The sequence below is a fragment of the Blastopirellula sediminis genome (assembly GCF_020966755.1).
GTDB classification, from domain to species: Bacteria; Planctomycetota; Planctomycetia; order Pirellulales; family Pirellulaceae; genus Blastopirellula; species Blastopirellula sediminis.
Genome location: NZ_JAJKFT010000010.1, coordinates 141,573 through 158,741, shown reverse-complemented (window position 1 = coordinate 158,741; position 17,169 = coordinate 141,573). Strand labels below are relative to the sequence as shown.

At 59.8% G+C, this 17,169-nt stretch carries 14 protein-coding genes; 6 read left to right on the top strand and 8 right to left on the bottom strand.

What is annotated here, in order from left to right:
- Window positions 1–45: 45 nt before the first annotated feature.
- Entirely contained in the window at window positions 46–1,068 is a 1,023-nt protein-coding gene (gene ahr / locus LOC68_RS12090) for an NADPH-dependent aldehyde reductase Ahr (protein WP_230218859.1), read from the top strand.
- Between the two features lie 280 nt (window positions 1,069–1,348).
- Here ahr and LOC68_RS12085 read toward each other — a convergent pair whose 3' ends face one another.
- Window positions 1,349–4,366 (bottom strand): vitamin B12-dependent ribonucleotide reductase, encoded by a 3,018-nt coding sequence (locus LOC68_RS12085; RefSeq protein WP_230218857.1) that lies wholly within the window; start codon window positions 4,364–4,366, stop codon window positions 1,349–1,351.
- Window positions 4,367–4,477: 111 nt separating this feature from the next.
- On the opposite strand from LOC68_RS12085, the gene LOC68_RS12080 reads away from it, so the two are divergent.
- The gene (locus LOC68_RS12080) at window positions 4,478–5,368 is read left to right on the top strand and encodes a hypothetical protein (RefSeq protein WP_230218855.1); all 891 of its coding nucleotides are present in this window, start codon (window positions 4,478–4,480) and stop codon (window positions 5,366–5,368) included.
- Window positions 5,365–7,029, top strand: coding sequence for a hypothetical protein (locus LOC68_RS12075; RefSeq protein ID WP_230218854.1), 1,665 nt, complete (start codon window positions 5,365–5,367; stop codon window positions 7,027–7,029). Before LOC68_RS12080 ends, LOC68_RS12075 begins: the two co-directional genes overlap by 4 nt.
- Here LOC68_RS12075 and LOC68_RS12070 read toward each other — a convergent pair.
- The 4 genes from LOC68_RS12070 to LOC68_RS12055 form a co-directional block, all read right to left on the bottom strand.
- A complete protein-coding gene (locus LOC68_RS12070) occupies window positions 7,026–8,213 on the bottom strand; it encodes an FIST signal transduction protein (protein WP_230218853.1) in 1,188 nt (395 codons plus the stop codon). The two genes, LOC68_RS12075 and LOC68_RS12070, sit on opposite strands and share 4 nt — an antisense overlap.
- Before the next feature lie 163 nt (window positions 8,214–8,376).
- Window positions 8,377–9,243 (bottom strand): thiazole synthase, encoded by an 867-nt coding sequence (locus LOC68_RS12065; RefSeq protein ID WP_230218851.1) that lies wholly within the window; start codon window positions 9,241–9,243, stop codon window positions 8,377–8,379.
- Window positions 9,243–9,443, bottom strand: coding sequence for a sulfur carrier protein ThiS (gene thiS, locus LOC68_RS12060; protein ID WP_230218849.1), 201 nt, complete (start codon window positions 9,441–9,443; stop codon window positions 9,243–9,245). The genes LOC68_RS12065 and thiS overlap by 1 nt, the downstream gene beginning before the upstream one ends.
- Window positions 9,444–9,596: 153 nt before the next feature.
- Window positions 9,597–10,145, bottom strand: a complete 549-nt coding sequence (locus LOC68_RS12055) for a hypothetical protein (RefSeq protein ID WP_230218841.1) — start codon at window positions 10,143–10,145, stop codon at window positions 9,597–9,599.
- A gap of 255 nt (window positions 10,146–10,400) precedes the next feature.
- Between LOC68_RS12055 and ggt the strand changes: the two genes are divergently transcribed.
- Window positions 10,401–12,095, top strand: a complete 1,695-nt coding sequence (gene ggt / locus LOC68_RS12050; protein ID WP_230218839.1) for a gamma-glutamyltransferase — start codon at window positions 10,401–10,403, stop codon at window positions 12,093–12,095.
- Window positions 12,096–12,355: 260 nt separating this feature from the next.
- Here the strand turns inward: ggt and LOC68_RS12045 are convergent, their stop codons facing one another.
- From LOC68_RS12045 to LOC68_RS12035, 3 genes are all read right to left on the bottom strand, one after another.
- Window positions 12,356–13,279 carry a hypothetical protein gene (locus tag LOC68_RS12045; protein WP_230218837.1) on the bottom strand — a complete coding sequence of 308 codons (924 nt, stop codon included), beginning with the start codon at window positions 13,277–13,279 and terminating at the stop codon, window positions 12,356–12,358.
- 104 nt (window positions 13,280–13,383) lie between these two features.
- Window positions 13,384–14,487: a glycosyltransferase gene (locus tag LOC68_RS12040; protein WP_230218835.1), complete on the bottom strand. Its 1,104-nt coding sequence runs from the start codon at window positions 14,485–14,487 to the stop codon at window positions 13,384–13,386.
- An 82-nt stretch (window positions 14,488–14,569) separates the two neighbouring features.
- Window positions 14,570–15,325 (bottom strand): YqiA/YcfP family alpha/beta fold hydrolase, encoded by a 756-nt coding sequence (locus tag LOC68_RS12035; RefSeq protein WP_230218834.1) that lies wholly within the window; start codon window positions 15,323–15,325, stop codon window positions 14,570–14,572.
- A 128-nt stretch (window positions 15,326–15,453) separates the two neighbouring features.
- Here LOC68_RS12035 and hpt point away from each other — a divergent pair, with 128 nt between their 5' ends.
- Window positions 15,454–15,987, top strand: a complete 534-nt coding sequence (gene hpt / locus LOC68_RS12030) for a hypoxanthine phosphoribosyltransferase (RefSeq protein WP_230218832.1) — start codon at window positions 15,454–15,456, stop codon at window positions 15,985–15,987.
- Window positions 15,984–17,168 carry a glycosyltransferase family 4 protein gene (locus LOC68_RS12025; RefSeq protein WP_230218830.1) on the top strand — a complete coding sequence of 395 codons (1,185 nt, stop codon included), beginning with the start codon at window positions 15,984–15,986 and terminating at the stop codon, window positions 17,166–17,168. The genes hpt and LOC68_RS12025 overlap by 4 nt, the downstream gene beginning before the upstream one ends.
- Window position 17,169 lies beyond the last annotated feature (1 nt).

Here is a 17,169-nt window from a genome sequence, read left to right as displayed (position 1 = left end):
CGCCTGTGCGAATCTCGCATTTCTACAACCAGGAGGGAATTCGCCATGAATGAAGTCGTTCATGCGTTCGCAGCGCCGTCGGCCGGCGCTCCGCTGGAGCCGTTCGAGTATCATGCCGGTCCGCTCCTCGACAATCAGGTGGAAGTCGCAGTAACCCACTGCGGCATTTGCCACTCTGACTGGTCGATGATCGACAATGAGTGGGGCATGTCGACCTATCCGCTGGTCCCGGGGCATGAAGCGTCCGGCGTGATCGTGAAGATGGGCTCGCAGGTAAAAGGACTGCAAATCGGCCAGCGGGTCGGAGTCGGTTGGCAGTCAGGCAGTTGCATGGCTTGCCCGCAATGCATGGGCGGGGATCACAATCTGTGCCCCAGTTCGTCGGCGACGATCGTCGGCCATCATGGCGGATTCGCCGACAAGGTTCGCTGCGACTGGCAGTTTGCGGTGCCGCTCCCCGATTCGCTTAATGCGGCCGACGTTGGCCCGCTCTTTTGCGGCGGCGTGACCGTCTTCAATCCGATGCTGCAATATGGCGTGCTGCCGACGCATCGGATTGGGATCATCGGCATCGGCGGGCTCGGTCATATGGCGTTGCAGTTCGCCAACAAATGGGGCTGCGAAGTGACCGCGTTCACTTCGAGCGAGTCGAAGCGGGAAGAAGCGATGAAGCTGGGAGCTCACCATGTCGTCAATTCACGCGATTCGGACGCGATGGCGAAACTGGCCGGCTCGCTCGACTTCATCCTTTCGACGGTCAACGTGCCGCTTGATTGGCCGGTGATCCTGAGCGCTCTGGGGCCCAAGGGGAAACTGATGATGGTGGGGGCGGTGCTCGAGCCGATTCCGGTTCCGGCGATGTCGCTGATCATGGCCGAGCGGGCCATCGGCGGTTCGCCGATCGGCAGTCCGGCGACGATCGCCAAGATGCTGGAGTTTTGTGCGCGGCACAAGATCGCACCGCAGATCGAGACTTTCCCGCTGTCGAAAGTCAACGACGCACTAGCGCATTTGAAGGCTGGCAAAGCCCGCTATCGGATCGTGCTGGAGAACGACATCGCGGGTTAGCGCCGAATATCGACGCGCGACCAACAAGTTATCCCCAAACGAGCGTGAAAATGTTGCGAAAGCACACGCTCGCTTCACCGGCCGCTAACCGGCACGCCGTAAAACAGAATAGCGCAGAAAAAAACGGATGTCGTCGGGACTGCATTCCGGCGACATCCGCTAATTTTTTGCGTGGAATGCTCGAGGCGTCGTTTCCCTTACCGAATCGGACCGAAAAACGCGTACGTTCTCATTCACGCTTGTCGAACTTGTTGGATCGGGACGTCCGCCCACAATTCCATTACGAGCATCCCAAGCTATTCCCGCAGTTACGGCAGACGTAACATGTTCCCGAAGGAACGGTCAAACTGCCGCAACGATCACAAATAGGAGCGTCTGAAGGCGACTCCGCGCTGGGTCTTCCGAACGTCGTTCGCGATGCGACTTCCGTTCGACTGACGAGCCACGGTTCGCCCCCCATTGTTTTGGCTGAATCCTGGTCAATTTGCGGCGCCGTGTTCGTCCCATCCACTGGGTCGGCATCCGCGTTCCTTGCCCTCGGGTGAAACGCCGGCAACTCCCTAGCCGGCGCGATTTCGCTCCTATCGGCCTTTCCCTGACCATGTTGACCGACGTTCATCCCGGCGTCGGACCACTGCTGCAAATCATGCTTCGTTTGCGACGCATCCACTTCAACTCCGGATGCGTCTTCAAGCTTCGTTTTTACGAAGTCGTTACCATACCCGTTCGTAAATCGTTTGGCTAGCCATTGGAAAATGTAATCTACAACGCTTGCCGCAATTGGCGTTTCTCTACTTGACGTGACGCCCATCGGTTCGAACCGAACGTGCGAGAATTTGCGCGAAAGTACATCGAGCGGAACGCCGTATTGCAGCGCGATCGAACAGGCGATTCCAAAGCAATCGATCAAACCGCCGATCGTACTTCCTTCTTTCGCCATCGTGATAAACAACTCGCCGGGACGACCGTCCGGATAGAGTCCGACGGTCAAATAACCTTCATGTCCGGCGACGTTGAACTTGTGCGTGATCGAGCGCCGCGTGTCGGGCAAATGCTCACGACTTGGCTCTTGACGATGGGGCGCAAACGCATCGGCTGGGCCGCTGGAAAGAGGCTGGCTGCGCTTCGAATTGTCGCGGTAAATCGACAGTGATTTCAGTCCCAGCCGCCAGCCCCATAGGTAGGCGTCGGCGATGTCTTGCGGCGTTGCAGCCTCGGGCAAATTGACCGTTTTGGAAATGGCGCCTGACAAAAACGGCTGCGCGGCGGCCATCATTTCCATGTGAGCGCGCCACGGAATTGACCTTCCGCCAGGCTTCGCCGGAAACGCGCAATCGAAGGCCGGCAAGTCGCTCTCGCGCAAGTGAGGAGCGCTTTCCATCGAACCGGTTGTGCGAAGGTGTTCGGTGATTGCGTCGACCTGATTGGGCTCATATCCGAGCGCCTTCAGCCCTTGTTTCACCGTTCGGTTGACCAACAGTAACGTTCCGCCGCCAGCGAGTCGCTTCGTTTTGACCAGGGCCAGTTCCGGCTCAATTCCGGTCGTGTCGCAGTCCATGAAAAAGCTGATCGTCCCAGTTGGCGCCAGGACCGTCGCCTGAGCGTTACGGTAGCCGTCGCGCTCTCCCGCGGTTTTCACTTCGCTCCAGAGCGCCTTGGCGTATTGCAGCAGGGCAGGGGGCGCATGTTGTACCTTGTCGAGAGCCGCCGCGTGGTCGTCGACCACCGCCAACATGGCGTCGCGGTTGTCGGCAAAGCCGGCGAATGGGCCATGCGCCGCGGCGATCTCGCTGCTGGTGCGCAGCGCTGCGCCATGCAGGATCGCTGTGATCGCCGCGCACGTCCCGCGAGCTTCGTCGCTGTCATAGGGCAAGCCGCTGGCCATCAGCAACGAACCAAGATTCGTGTAGCCCAAACCGAGCGGGCGGAAGCGATGGCTATTCTCGGCGATGGTCGCCGTTGGGTAACCAGCACGGTCGACCAGGATCTCCTGGGCGAGTAGCAGCAGCCGACAAGCGGCAGCGAATCGTGGCGCGTCGAATGTCCCGTCCGCGGCCCGAAATCGGATTAGGTTCAGGCTCGCCAGATTGCAGGCCGAGTCGTCGAGGAACATGTACTCGGAGCAGGGATTGCTCGCGTTGATTCGGCCTGACTGCGGACAAGTGTGCCAACGGTTGATCGTCGTGTCGTACTGGACGCCAGGGTCGCCGCATTGCCAGGCCGACTCGGCCATCTGCTTCAGCAGTTCGCGAGCCGAATAGGTTGGGCCTTCGATTTCCGGCTTCGTGATCCAGTGGGTCTTCCAGGGCAGATTCTGCTCAACCGCTTCCATGAACGGATCGCTGACCCGGACCGAAAGATTGGCGTTCTGGAATAGGACCGAGTTGTACGCTTCGCCGTTAAAGTCGGCGTCGTAGCCCCCGTGCTCGATCAGGATTTGGGCCTTCGCCTCTTCCTTCGCTTTGCACTGGATGAAGTCGAGGATGTCGGGATGTTCGACTTTCAGCGATTGCATCTTCGCGGCGCGGCGCGTCTTGCCGCCTGATTTGACGACGCCGGCGACTTGGTCGTAGACCCGCATGAACGACAGCGGCCCCGACGGCTTGCCGCCGCCGGAGAGGACCTCACGTCGCGACCGAAGCGTTGACAGGTCGGTTCCCGAACCGCTGCCATATTTGAACAGCAGTGCCTCGGAGGCGGCCAGCGACATGATCGACTGCATGTCGTCCTGCACCCCTTGGATGAAACAGGCCGACGCTTGCGGATAGACATAGGCGTCAGCATCGCAGGTCGCTTTTCCTGCGGACGGATTCCACCGCCAGACCGAGCGATCGCTGGTGACGCCATAGGCGTCGTGCAGACCGACGTTGAACCAAACTGGCGAGTTGAACGCCGCCGCCTGGTCGAGGCAAAGCCACGCCAGATCGCGATAGAAAATCTCGCCCCCCTCAGGACTCAAATAGCCGTCGGCGACGCCCCAGTCGGTGATGGTGCGGACGACTCGATCGACCAATTGGCGCAGACTATTTTCCCGCGCGGCCGTTCTTTGCTCGCCAAAGAAGTATTTACTGGCGACAATGTTAACGGCCGTCTGGCTCCAGTGCTCGGGAAACTCGACGCCTGACTGCTCAAAGATCGGCTCGCCGTCTGACGACTGAATGACCGCGTCGCGGCGACTCCACGCAAACGCGTCGTACGGGGTCGCAACATCGCTGGGGCAGAAGGACGGAGAGACTTTGAGCGGCGAAGGAATCGACGGTTCCGGCGGTTGAGATGGGGATTGAGACTGGCGGATCATTTGTAGCTCCGCATTCAATATATGGTGCTATTCTGGATCGTGCAACACAATATATGGTGCTTTTGGGCTCGAGTTGGCGGGATTTCGACGGTTTGGGTAAGCGGGGGAATCGTGTCAGGCCAAATCGAGGCAAACGAATCAGCCGAGGTTGATCAAAGAACGCCGGCACCGTACGCGGCTCACGTCGCGTCGTGGCGATTTCTCCTTTCGATCGTCGTGATGGCGGCGATCTGGGGGCTGCTCTTTTTGATCGCCTGGTTCGGCCAACCAGGAATGATCATCGCGATCTTGATGATCTATGCCGGTTCCTTCGCGGCGATCAGTCTGCTGGGGACTCTGGTCTCACTCCCGCTCCTCTCATTAACGATTCGTTTGCCGGTGAGTCTGGCGATGTTGCTCGTCACCTCGGTCATCACCCTCTATTTTTGGGATAGCTACGATTCGAGCGAATTCCATCTCTGGCTGCTCCTCATTGCGTTGCAATACACGGTGGTCGCCGTGCTGAGTGCGGTGGTGACGCAATTGTTTGACTTACGCGCCCCAAAATCGCGTCACTTTTCCTTGTTGACGCTGATCCTGATCGTCACCGCCGTTTGCGTCGGGATGGGGGTGGTGAGAGCGATCGCGTCAGCGCTCGACGTCGGTTGGGACGATTGGGCCGACAGTCGCGTCTCGAGCTTTTTCACCGTAGCGCTAATGAACGCGACGGCCGCGATTGGACCGATACAAGCGTTCGTACCGCAGCGAACCGGGTATCGCGTGTTGCTGTTGGTCATCGGCCTGCCGCAAGCGATTTTGTATACGCTCGGCATTCTCTGGCTCCACAGCATGTTGTTTCCAGACGAGAGGGTGATGAGCCATTACGAGGCGGCTTTTTTTGTCGGGGTTCAAGAGGTGAGCATTGCGTTGAGCTTGTTGCCGATCCTCCTTGCGCCCGGCAAGCCGATTCCGCAACAAAAATCGCCTCCGCAGGTGGTCGACGTGTTACAACAAGAGCCATGACCAGTGCCGAACTAGCCGCCGACGAGATGGAGCCAGCCGCGCATGCGGCCGAACTGGATCCGCGCGCGGCGGCGATCACCTCCAAGTTATGTTGGGGCATTTTTCTACAGACGCTGGCGATTGGTCTGGTTTGCGTCAGTTCGGTGGGGCTGCATTTCGAGGGACTCGATCGGCTGGTGATGACGTTCGCCGCGATCAGTTCGTTGGCCAATTTTGCAGGGATCGTCTTGGCGATGCCGGGGATATCTTGGAAGCGAACGTGCGGTTTTGCTGCGATCGCGATGGCGACGTCCGTGATTTTCTTTTGCTTTGGCGCCTACATCGAGACCGCCGCCTTTACGTTTGAAATGACGTACATCTTCGTGTCGCTGTTGCTGCAAGCGACGCTGGCCGCCGTTTTGTCCGGGACGGTGCGGCTTTCCTTTTCGCTGATTCGCCGCGACGCCACCGAGCCGCGGTCGCACTTCTCGCTGCTGACGCTAATGATGATCGTCTCTGGGGTAGCGCTACTGTCGGCCGGAGCCAGGCCCTTGTTCGTCAGGATGCGGTGGACCAGCTATGAGACGGTCACCCACGGCGCGATCATCTTTCTCATTCTTTGCGGTGGAGGGGCCTTGGCTGGTCTGGCGCCGTCCCTGGCCGCGTGTTGGCGCTCGCGACGGATTCGCTGGCTGGTTGTGCTGGTTGGCGTGGCGGCGACGCTGGGGATTGGATTTCTGTGCCAGATTGCGCTGGAGTGGGCGACGTCGGGCCGAGTCGGAACGACGACCTGGGATTGGAATTTTTGCCTGGTGATCCAGTTCGCGCTGACGACAATCGGGCTGGGCCCGCTGCTGTTTGGCGGCGGAAGCAGCGCTGCTGCCCGCAAGTCGCAAAACTGGCGGTATGCGATTGCGATCGCTCTACCAATGGTCGCAACCTTCGCGCTATTGCTGCTGACAGATCCGTTCGATCGAGGGCAATACGACTATGTTCCCCTCGTCGAGAGTCTGGCGTTGGCGACCGTTGGCCTGCTGGCGATTGTCGCGACGACCGACGCCGGGGAAGACTGGCTACGGGTTTTCGGCAGCATCGCCATCGCGATCCTTTATTCACTAGCGGTTGGCTATATGGTCAGCTCAAGCGGGAATAGGGACGCGATGTGGTACTGGATGCGGTTGGCCGTTTTTCAGTTTGTTTTAATGGCGATGGTGCATCATGGCGTCCGTTCGGTCGTAAGGCGGGAGCCGATGACCGACTTTCGCTATCGGATGCGGTTCTTGCTCGGGTTTTTGGTCGTGATCTTGTTGCTGGGAAGCCTGGTTGCGATCCAAGAGTTTTGGCAATCGATCTATCCGCGAATGGTTTTGCTTTCAGTATTCGGCGCGATTTTACCGATGTTCGCGTTCGATTCGCCGGACCTGCGTCTGCGCCGCCTTGCCCTGTTTGCGACCGTCCCGGCGGCGCTGCTGTTAGCTTCGTTCAACAACGCGCTCTACGAGTTGGCGACCAGGCACTTTTTGGGTGCAGGGCCGGACGACAAGAAGAGGATCGCGGCCGCGGTAATTGGGCAAACGGTGATTTTGACGATCGCCATCTTGCCGCTCATCTGGGCGCCAGAGCGGGTGGAATCCAACGAAGAGAGTGCGGATGCCGTTGGCGAGATTTCTGCCGAGAATTAGGCGTCAGGAGCTTCCTCAAACAGCGCCAAGCTCGCCGTAAACCCATGCATAAAATTCTGCCCGCCGATCGGGCCGAGTTCGCCCATGGCGAAGATTCCGGCTGACGGGATATCGCCGCAGGCCGCTTCAATGCACGCGGCGTCGTGGTCCGGAGTCGAGAATAGACGCGAGCCGCGGCCGTTGCAGGTAAAGACTAATGCGCCAAGCGGCTTGCCGCCCGCCTCTTTCGCGAGCAGTTGCTTTAGGTCGGCGTCGGCCGAATGTTCGTCTCGGACGTGGAATTGAATCGTTTGGCCAGGCCGAACATAGTCGCCGACCGAGATGCCGCCGGTCTCTTGGTTGACGCCGATCACGTTGCGAATGATGAAATCGCCCGGCTCGAACTTTTCGCGATACTCGTCGACTACCTGGCCAATGTGGAGCCCGCGATTGACCAGTTGCTGGTCGCTGGTCGGCAGCTTGGCGAAGATCTCGCGGATGATCTCCAGCGGCGGACGTCCGCCAAGCAAATGAATCTCGTTCCGTTCGCTCTTGGTGATCACCATCGGCTGACCGATCGGGCGACAACCTTGCGAAACGACGGTCCGCACACGGATGGCGCCATGCAGATAAATCGCGGTGGCGCCGGTCTTCTTCACTTCGCGGCCATGAATCAGCAGGTTTTCGCCGGGAGCATGTCCGCCGCTCGCCATCCCGCCGATGATCGGCACGCCCGGCTGATCTTCGTTCATGCGAGCCAGTAGTGCGTCGGCCGGAAAGCTGAACGGTTCACCAAGCAGAATCAGCGACGATTCTTCGGGCCACTGGAGCGGCAGTTTCCCGCTCCAACCGATGAACGAGCCGCCATCCGGCGTACGCTGAAACTCCAAGTGCATCGGCGTAATCTCGACGCCGGGCAAATGCGCCAGCCAGAGCGAAATCGCCGGGGCATGCTCGATCTCGCGGCCGACGCCGACGATCGCTTCGCCGGTGCTACCGAAGAGGTTTTCGGTGCCGAGTAGCCCGCAGAGCTGCGTGGCGATCGTTTCGAGATGATCGACATGCTGCGGCGAGACGAAGACGAAGGCCAGATCGACTGGGGCCGAGAGCTGATCGAGCGCCGTACGGACCACTTCTGCGATCGCGTCTTCGGTCAGTTCGTGCGTGGAGAGGGCTGCGGCGAATTTTGGTTTGGAAGCGGACATAGTTTCTTTCGCGGCAGCGGTTAGCGCTAGTTAAATTTACCCGGTGCCATGCTATTACGGCGTCTTCGACGGAAGAGCATGACTTTGCCCTGCGTAACGCTACCAAGACATGCTCTTCTCGCGAAGACGCGATAAGAGCATGGCACCATTTTGACTTGGGTTGTCAGTCGTGAGCGGCTTCCCAGCGCGGCGCTGGTTTTTGGCCAATGACTCCTTCTTCGGGACTGCTGGCCGAAGCGTAGAGCCGTTTCGGAATGCGTCCCGCCAGGAAGGACATTCGTCCCGCTTCGATGCCGCACTTCATCGCGACCGCCATGCGAAGCGGATCTTCGGCATGAGCGATCGCAGTGTTCAGCAGTACGCCATCGACTCCCAGTTCCATCGCCACCGCGACATCGCTCGCGGCGCCAACGCCGGCGTCGACGATCACCGGATAGTCGGGATCGCCATCCTTGAGGTATTCGAGACAGATGCGGATGTTGTTCGGGTTGAGGATCCCCTGCCCTGATCCGATCGGACTACCGGCCGGCATCACCGCCGCGGCGCCCAGGTCTTTCAAACGCCGCGCGATCACCGGATCGTCGGTCGTATAGCAGAGAACCTGAAAGCCATCTTTGACCAGCTCTTCGCACGCGATCAGCGTTTCGACCGGATGGGGAAGCAGCGTCTTGGTATCGGCCAGGCATTCGAGCTTCACCCAGTCAGCGCCGGGGTTCTCGAGTCCCTCCAAGATCTCGCGTCCCAACCGTGCGGTGCGGACCGCATCGCGAGCGTTGTAACAACCGGCCGTGTTCGGCAGCAGCGTGTAACGATCGAGGTCGATGTAGTCGAGGATGTTGCGGCCGTGCGGATCGTAAAGACGTTCGCGGCGAACGGCGACGGTCAAACAGTCGGAGCCGGAGAGTTCCAGCGCCTGCTGCATCACCTCGAACGTTTCGTACTTGCCGGTCCCGACGATCAGCCGCGACTTCAAGACGTGCGTGCCAATCTTCAGCGGCTGATCGAACTGCTGCGTAGCGATTGCGTTCATTAGCCCCCTCCGACCAGCGTGACGATTTCGACCTCGTCCCCTTCGGCGAGCCGGATCTCGGCGTGCCGCTTGCGAGGAGCGAGCTGCTGGTTCAATTCGACCGCGACAAACTTGGGGTTCATCCCCAGCTGGGCGATCAGGTCGGCCACGGTAGCGCCCGTGGGCGCTTCATGGTCGGCGGCGTTAACGCGAATCTTCATGTCGTATTTGCGAAGCGGAGAAAGGGGGGATAGGCCGTTTATTGTACGGGGGAGAGGAAAAGATCGACAACCACCGCTCAGGAACCCTCTGCGCATGAAAAACCCCGCGAACGGGACGCGGGGTTTCGAATTTCGAGCTGTTTCGCGGCCAGATTAGCGTTCGCGAATCATCGCGTTGCGAGCCGAGCCGTTGGTGATCGGAATCAGTTCCTGAACCTGGGATCCGCCGCGGGAAGCGACGTTTTCCTGCCACGGAATCGCATAGCCGACGTAGTTGCCGCTAACGGAGTCGATGACGTAGCAAACCGAGTTGGCCGGGCGAGCGTTCGCCGTGCGGCCCCCTTGGAACATCGCACGACCTACGATCAGCATAAACTGCGGCTTGCTGGTCGGATCGATCTGCAGGTCGCCCATCACGTTGCGGCCGAAAACGCTGGGCGGGGCCTGTTGATTGCGGGTATTGATGACGAAGCAACGCAAGTCGCCCGTCAGGAAGTCGAGCGTGAAGAGCCCGTCAGCGTTCGAGTCGATATCGCCGGTGGCGGCGGCCATCGTATCGGTTCGGGTAGCGCTGGCTTGAACCGGGATTTCCAGAACGGGGGCGGACGGACGGGACAGCAAAACGCCGGCGACCGCGGCGACGCCGCACAAACCGCCTATGGCGAAACCGATCCAGATGCCGGAAAGACGTGATTTACGCATAACGAGGAGGTCCTGTTGAGGAAATCAGGGGGGGCAGCAGAAGTCGCCGGCGCTGGCACACAGACGACCCTAGTCGTAGTAAATCGTAGGGTTTTTCAACAAACGACGCCAGAGAGAATGCCAGATTCGCGAAATTCGCTTCTTCCCGCAGTTTAATCTGCAGAGGGGGAGTATGATAAAGAGACCCCACTCATCCCCTAAAACCACCTGCACAGCCCCTTTCCGACTTCTCTATCGACAGGAAAGTATCGCCCGATGTCGCGACTTGTTGCGCTGCCGCTCTCTGTATTGATGCTGCTGAACTTCGTCTTAAGTGCGAACGGGGGGAACGATCCAACGCGCGTCCGGACCGGGATGGTCGTTTCGCAAAGCGACATCGCATCGCAAGTTGGCGTCGAAGTGATGCAGGAGGGAGGAAACGCCGTTGATGCGGCGGTCGCGACCGCACTCGCCATGGCGGTAACTCACCCGACCGCAGGCAATATTGGAGGGGGCGGTTTCCTGATTTTCCGCCCCAATGACGGCGAGCCGACGGCGTTCGACTTTCGCGAAAAAGCGCCCGCCGCCGCTCATCCTGAAATGTGGCTGAACGAAAAAGGGGAATACGACTACCAGCGGCATCATGAAAGCCACAAAGCGGTCGGCGTCCCTGGTACGGTCGCTGGACTTCACCTGGCCTGGAAGACGCATGGCAAGTTGCCCTGGAAACGACTGGTCGAACCGGCCGTTCGCCTGGCCGCCGATGGATTTGTCGTCGGCGATGGGCTAGAGCGTTCGCTGAAAGAGCAGATCGATCGCTTTGAGAAATACCCGGCTTCGCTGGCGCAGTTCACCAAGGATGGCAAGCCGTACCTGGCTGGCGACCTGTTGAAGCAACCTGATCTGGCGCGAACGCTGGAGCGGATTCGTGATCAAGGACCGGCCGGGTTCTACGAAGGGGAAACGGCCGAACTGTTGGTCAAAGATATGGAGGCCAATGGCGGCCTGATCACGCTGGAAGATATGAAGTCGTACACGGCGCAGCAGCGTACGCCGCTGCGTGGTACCTATCGCGGCTATGACGTGATCGGCATGTGCCCGCCAAGCTCTGGCGGCGTCGGCGTGATCGAGATGCTCAATATCCTGGAAGGTTACGATGTGCGGGCCGCCGGCGCCGGATCGGCCGCCAATCTGCACCGCATGGCCGAAGCGATGCGTCGCAGCTTCGCCGATCGTGCCCAATACCTGGGAGATCCTGACTTCAATCCGGAGATGCCGGTCGCGCGACTGATCTCGAAAGAGCATGCCGCCGAGTTACGAAAGACGATTGACGAATCGGCGGCGTCGATCTCGACTCCGGAGAGTTTCGAGTGGGCGTATGAAAGCGATGAGACGACGCACTTTTCGGTCGTCGACGGCGATCGCAATGCGGTGTCGATGACCTACACGCTGGAGTATGCGTATGGTTCGGCGATCACCGTGCCGGGCGCCGGATTCATCTTGAACAACGAGATGGGGGACTTTAACGCAGCGCCAGGTATGACGACCACCGGCGGTTTGATCGGCACCAAGCCGAATCTCGCGTTGCCGAAGAAGCGAATGCTCTCGAGCATGTCGCCGACGATCGTGGTCAAAGATGGCGAACTCTTCATGGTGACCGGCAGCCCCGGCGGTCGCACGATCATCAACACCGTGCTGCAAACGATCCTGAACGTCGTCGATCACGAGATGAACGCCCAGGAAGCGGTCGACGCCGGACGGATCCATCACCAATGGCTGCCGTCGCGGATTCAGTACGAAAACCAAGGCTTCTCGCCCGATACGCTCGCGATCTTACGCGGCTTGGGTCACGAACTCTATCCGATCGACAAGCAAGGCTCGGCCGAAGTGATCGTGGTCAACGCGAAGACCGGACAGCTGGAAGGTGGCGTCGATCGTCGCCGTCCGGACGGCGGAGCGGCTGGATACTAGTGCAACGTCAGACGAAGACTTTCGGTTAGTTGGTGCCATGCTTTTGCCGCGTCTTCGCGGGATAAGCATGTCTTCAATGCGTATCTGACAGGACAAAGACATGCTCATGCGGCGAAGACGCCGCAAGAGCATGGCACCAGATAATTGTTATGTGAAAAAGGACCAGGAAGAAATGACGAATGCCTAAACAATGACAAAAGCCCAAATGCAATCGACATTTGGGCTTCTTTAGACATTCGTGATTCGAGCATTCGCTGCGACTATTTTCCTTCCGGCGCCAGCGACACGTTCGGCTCGCGGCGTGCCGGCGGCTCCGGTTCTTCTTTGCTCGGCAGTTCGGCGCCGATCGGACCGATCTCGGCGGTCACTTTCGCCAGTTCGGCGGAGATGGCGGCGTCGACTTTCGGGCTCGGCTTCACCACGACCGGCGGTTCCGGCGGCGGTTCAAATTCCGGCTTGCCGAGATCGGGCGCCGGCTTTTCGCTGCGGTTCTTCGCTTCGTTAAACGCAGCGCTCAAGCTGCTCATTCCTTCGTCGACCGCATTTTTGACCTGGCCGTCATTGGCGGCGGCCGGTTCTTCTTGAACCTTCTCCGCTTTCACAGGCTCTTCGATTTTCGTCGGCTTCTCCGTTTCGCCGGGAGACTCTTCCGCTTTGCTGCCGGCCGCGGTCTTCATGTCTTCGGTCCAGAGGTTTTCCGGAACGGCGAAGTAGGCGAACGAGGGGATGAACTGCACGATGTGGAACTTGTCGTCTCCCGAGATCCACATCACTGCGAACATCGCAATGACGATCCCGAAGACGCCGCCGCCGACCACCTTGAACGCTTCCCACGCAGGGTTTGAGCCATTCTTGGCGGGACGACGTCCCGACGCGGTCGAACGACCTTCGACGCGAGCCATCGGCGCCGGCGAGCTGGAGCCGGTGCTTTCCGATTCTTTGAAGTTGAAATCGGGCGCTGCCGCAACGCCGGCAAGTTGGTATTCGTCTCCGTCGCTGTCGACCGAGATCTCTCCTTGGCTGCCGGGACCTTCCAACACTTCGACCAACGGCGGCAGATGTTCGAAGACGTCAGCCAGCAAATAGGTCTCTTCGCACCAGGGGCAGCGAACGCGTGACGAAGCGTTGGCGGCGCCGGGAATGCGGATCGGGTCGTTACAGTGCGGGCAATTGGCGATGAGCATGCAGCGCTCCCACGTCCTTATCTCAATGCGGAAACAATTCAGCAATTGTAACTCGAAATCCCTCGCGGCGCCTCAAATGGGCCAAATCCACCGTCGGCGGGGGGTTAAGCGGATGCAACCTCGTCATAGAGGGCGATATGCCGCTCGATCATCTGCGGAATCGAGAATTCGGCGGCGATCCGCTCTTGAGCGGCCTGGCCGAGTCGCCGGCGCAGGTCGTCGTCCTCCAAAACGAAGTTTACGTAGCGAGAGTACTCAGCCCGCTGCCCTAGGGGGACCAGAAAACCGGTTTTCTCAGGGATAACCAGGTCGCGATTGCCAGGGATATCGCTAACGACGGCTGGCACGCCGGCGACCATCGCTTCCATCAGGGCGTTGGACTGACCTTCGTAGCCGCTCGCCAGCAGGAAGCAATCGGCATGGGCCATCAACTGCGGTACGTCGTTGCGAGCGCCAAGGAAGTGGACGGAGTTGGCTGTGTTCGCCTGGCGGGAGAACTTTTCGAGCCGTTCGCGCTGCGGGCCTTCTCCGACAATCAGCAAATGGACGTCTTTGCGAATCCGGCCCAGGATATCCATCGACCAGATGAGTTCTTTCAAACGCTTTTGCGGCCAAAGGCGACCGACCGCGACGAGCAGGCGAGAGTCGTAAGGGAGATCCAATTGCCGCATCAGTTGCTCGCGGCTTAGCTGCGGAGTGGGCGGCGTTGCGTCGATTCCGTTGGGAATCACGACGAACTTCTTCGGATCGCGACCTTTCTCGACGTAGAACTGCTCCACGCCGGAGCTGTTGACGGCGATCTTATCGGTCTTGCGATCGAGATAGCGATCGATCGCCAGTTCGTACCCCTGCTTCCACGGATCGACGCACCGCTCGCCGCAGATGATGTGCGGAACTTTGACCGCTTGTGCGGCCGAACGCCCGTAGGCGTTAGCGGCGAAGATCCAGGTATGAACGATATCGGGCGCGAGCCGCTTGATCTCTTTCTTCAGCCGCAGATAGGCGAGCGGATCGAGCTTGCGGCGTTTGTGGATCTCGATGATCGGAATGTCATGGGCGCGGAGCGTTTCTTCGAGCGGACCGGTCCGCGTCAGTAAGCAGACGTGGACGTCGAACTGGTCGCGCGGCAAGCCGGTCGCCAGCATCGTCAGTTGTTTTTCGGCGCCCCCTCGATCGAGCGTGGGAATGATCAGCAGCAGTCGCTTCATGCAGCAAGCTTTCCAGTACTTCTTCGCGTTTGCTCTACGATATCACAATCGCCGCGAGAGCGGGGGAGCCGAGCCCTCGGCTCTAGACGATCCGACGCCGATCTTTCTCGAGGCTTTCGTAGACGAACTCGATCACCCGCGACGCCATCATTCCGTAGTATGGAAAACCGTGGCCACCCCCGCAGACTTCCAATTCGCAGCTGTGCGGCACCCCCAGCGAGTAGAGCTTCATCCGGAGCCGCTCGGAGCTTTCCCACCAGTCGACGTCCTCCGCACAGCAGCAGAAGAACTGGTGCCGCGGCCAGTTGAGCGGGTGAATATGGAGCGTCGCGGTATCCTGCCGCGCTGCTTCGGTCGTTTCGTACTGCTGCCAGAGGGGATCTTCGCTGTCGCGGCGCATCCGCTCTTGGTAGTCGATCGCCGGGCTGATCGCCGCGACGACGGGGAATTTGTCGGGGAACTTGTAGGCCAAGCGGAGCGCCCCCTGCCCTCCCATGCTGGTTCCGAACAGTCCTATTTGCGGCGGCCGGGCGTCATATTTCTCGGCGATGAACGGCAGGACGTTTTCGAGCAGGTGCTGCTGGGCCGAGATATTCGCGTCAAATTCGGGGCAGATCCGATCGGTCCACCAGCTGCGCTCGGTGACCGGAGCGACGATCGGCAGCCCATATTTCTCGAACTGCGAGACGAACTCGATCTTGTCTTGCAGTCGGCCGAGATGGACTCCGTGCAGATAAATTCCGACGTATCCGTGCGGATTTCGTTGTTCCGGCTCAAACAAAAAGCACCGGTGCCCGGCGATCGTCGTTTCGCTCCAATTTCCGATGTCGGTCGTCATGGCGGACAGCGCTTTCGCAAATGGTCGCTCGAAGGGCGTTACTGTTTCGATTCGGCTCGCTTACAATAGCGACCGGTCGCGGAGGTTGCGGCCCAATCGGACCTTTCATCGGCATATTGTAATCAATCGTGCGTACTCTGATCTCCCAGTCGCAATTGGAAGCTGGCGTCCGCGATTTAGCGGCCCAGTTGAACCGGCAATACGACAGTCGCCCCCTCACGGTGCTCGGCGTGCTGACCGGCAGCGTCGTCCTGATGGCCGACCTGATCCGGCAGTTGGAAATGCCGCTGCGCGTCGGCGTGTTGCAGGCTCGCAGCTATCGTGGAGAAGCGACCACCTCTGGAGAATTGGTCGTCAACATCGACCTGATGCCGGCGGTCGAAGGGCGCGAAGTCCTGCTGTTGGACGACATCTTCGATACCGGTCGCACGCTGGATGAACTGGTTCGTCGTATGCACGAGTGCGGCGCCGCTTCGGTCCGCTCGATGGTCTTGCTGACCAAGGTGGGACGCTGCGAAGTCGACTATCGTCCCGACTATTCGGCGTTCGATATTCCGAACGAATTCGTGGTGGGATACGGACTCGACTACGACGACCACTATCGCAATCTTCCCTTTGTGGCGGCGCTCGATCCGGAAGAGATCGCGGCCGGGGCGCAATGAGCGGAATGCGCGTCGCCCTGGTGACGCGGCGATTCTGGCCGATGGTCGGAGGCGCCGAAATGGTGATGGCGAAGCTCGCCCAAGAGCTGCGCCGTCAAAAGGTCGACGTTCGAATCGTGACTGCGCGCTGGCACAAGACTTGGCCCGAACGGATCGTCCATCGCGAGATCCCCATCTTCCGCTTGCCCAATCCGCAGCTGCGCGGCTGGGGAACGTTGCGATACATGATGTCGCTGGGGAAGTACCTGCAAAAGCATCAGCCGGAACTGGACGCCGTTTACGTCTCGATGCTGAAGCATAGCGCATACATGGCGGTCGAACGACTGAAGAAGACGTCGACGCCGGTTATCTTGCGGGCCGAAGGGGGAGGGGAGACCGGCGATTGTCGCTGGCAACAAGAGGCGAACTTCGGGCTCCGCATCCGCGGCGTCTGTCAGCAAGCCGATGCGATTGTCGCGCCCAGTCCGGCGATCATGGAAGAGTTGTTGGCGGCCGGCTATGATCCGGAGAAGCTCCACTTCATCCCGAACGGCGTGTCGATTCCGCCGGCTCGCACCAAGCAAAGACGCTTTGACGCACGCATGGCGCTGCAAAGCGCGCAGCCGTCGTTCTCGCTCAACAACGACAATCCGCTGGCGGTTTATACCGGCAGACTTCATCCGAAGAAAGGGCTGCTCACTGCAATTGACGCTTGGCCGGCAGTCTTGCAGCGTTTCCCCGATGCGAAGTTGTTGCTGGTTGGCGAAGGCCCGCAAGAGGCGCAGCTGCGCGAGCGGATCACGTCGCTCGGTCTGCAAGATCGGGTCTTTTTACCCGGCGTCTTTGACGACGTCTCGGATTTGCTCGACGCGGCCGATCTCTTTTTGTTGCCGTCGCACGAAGAAGGAATGTCGCTCTCGCTGCTCGAAGCGATGGCGGCCGGCTTGCCGGCGATCGCGACCGATATTCCTGGCAATCGTCAGCTGGTTGAGTCAGGTCGCAATGGACTGCTCTTTCCGGTCGACGACGTGGTGGCTTTGCAGGCCGAGATCGTCAACGTCATCCACCAGCCGTCGGCGGCCGCCAAGTTGGGAGAAGCGGCCCGCTTGGAGGTGACCGAAAAATATAGCCTGGCCGCCGCAGCGACCAGGCATCTGGAGTTGTTCGAATCGCTTCGCGAGGCGAAGCGTCAGGCGAGTTAGC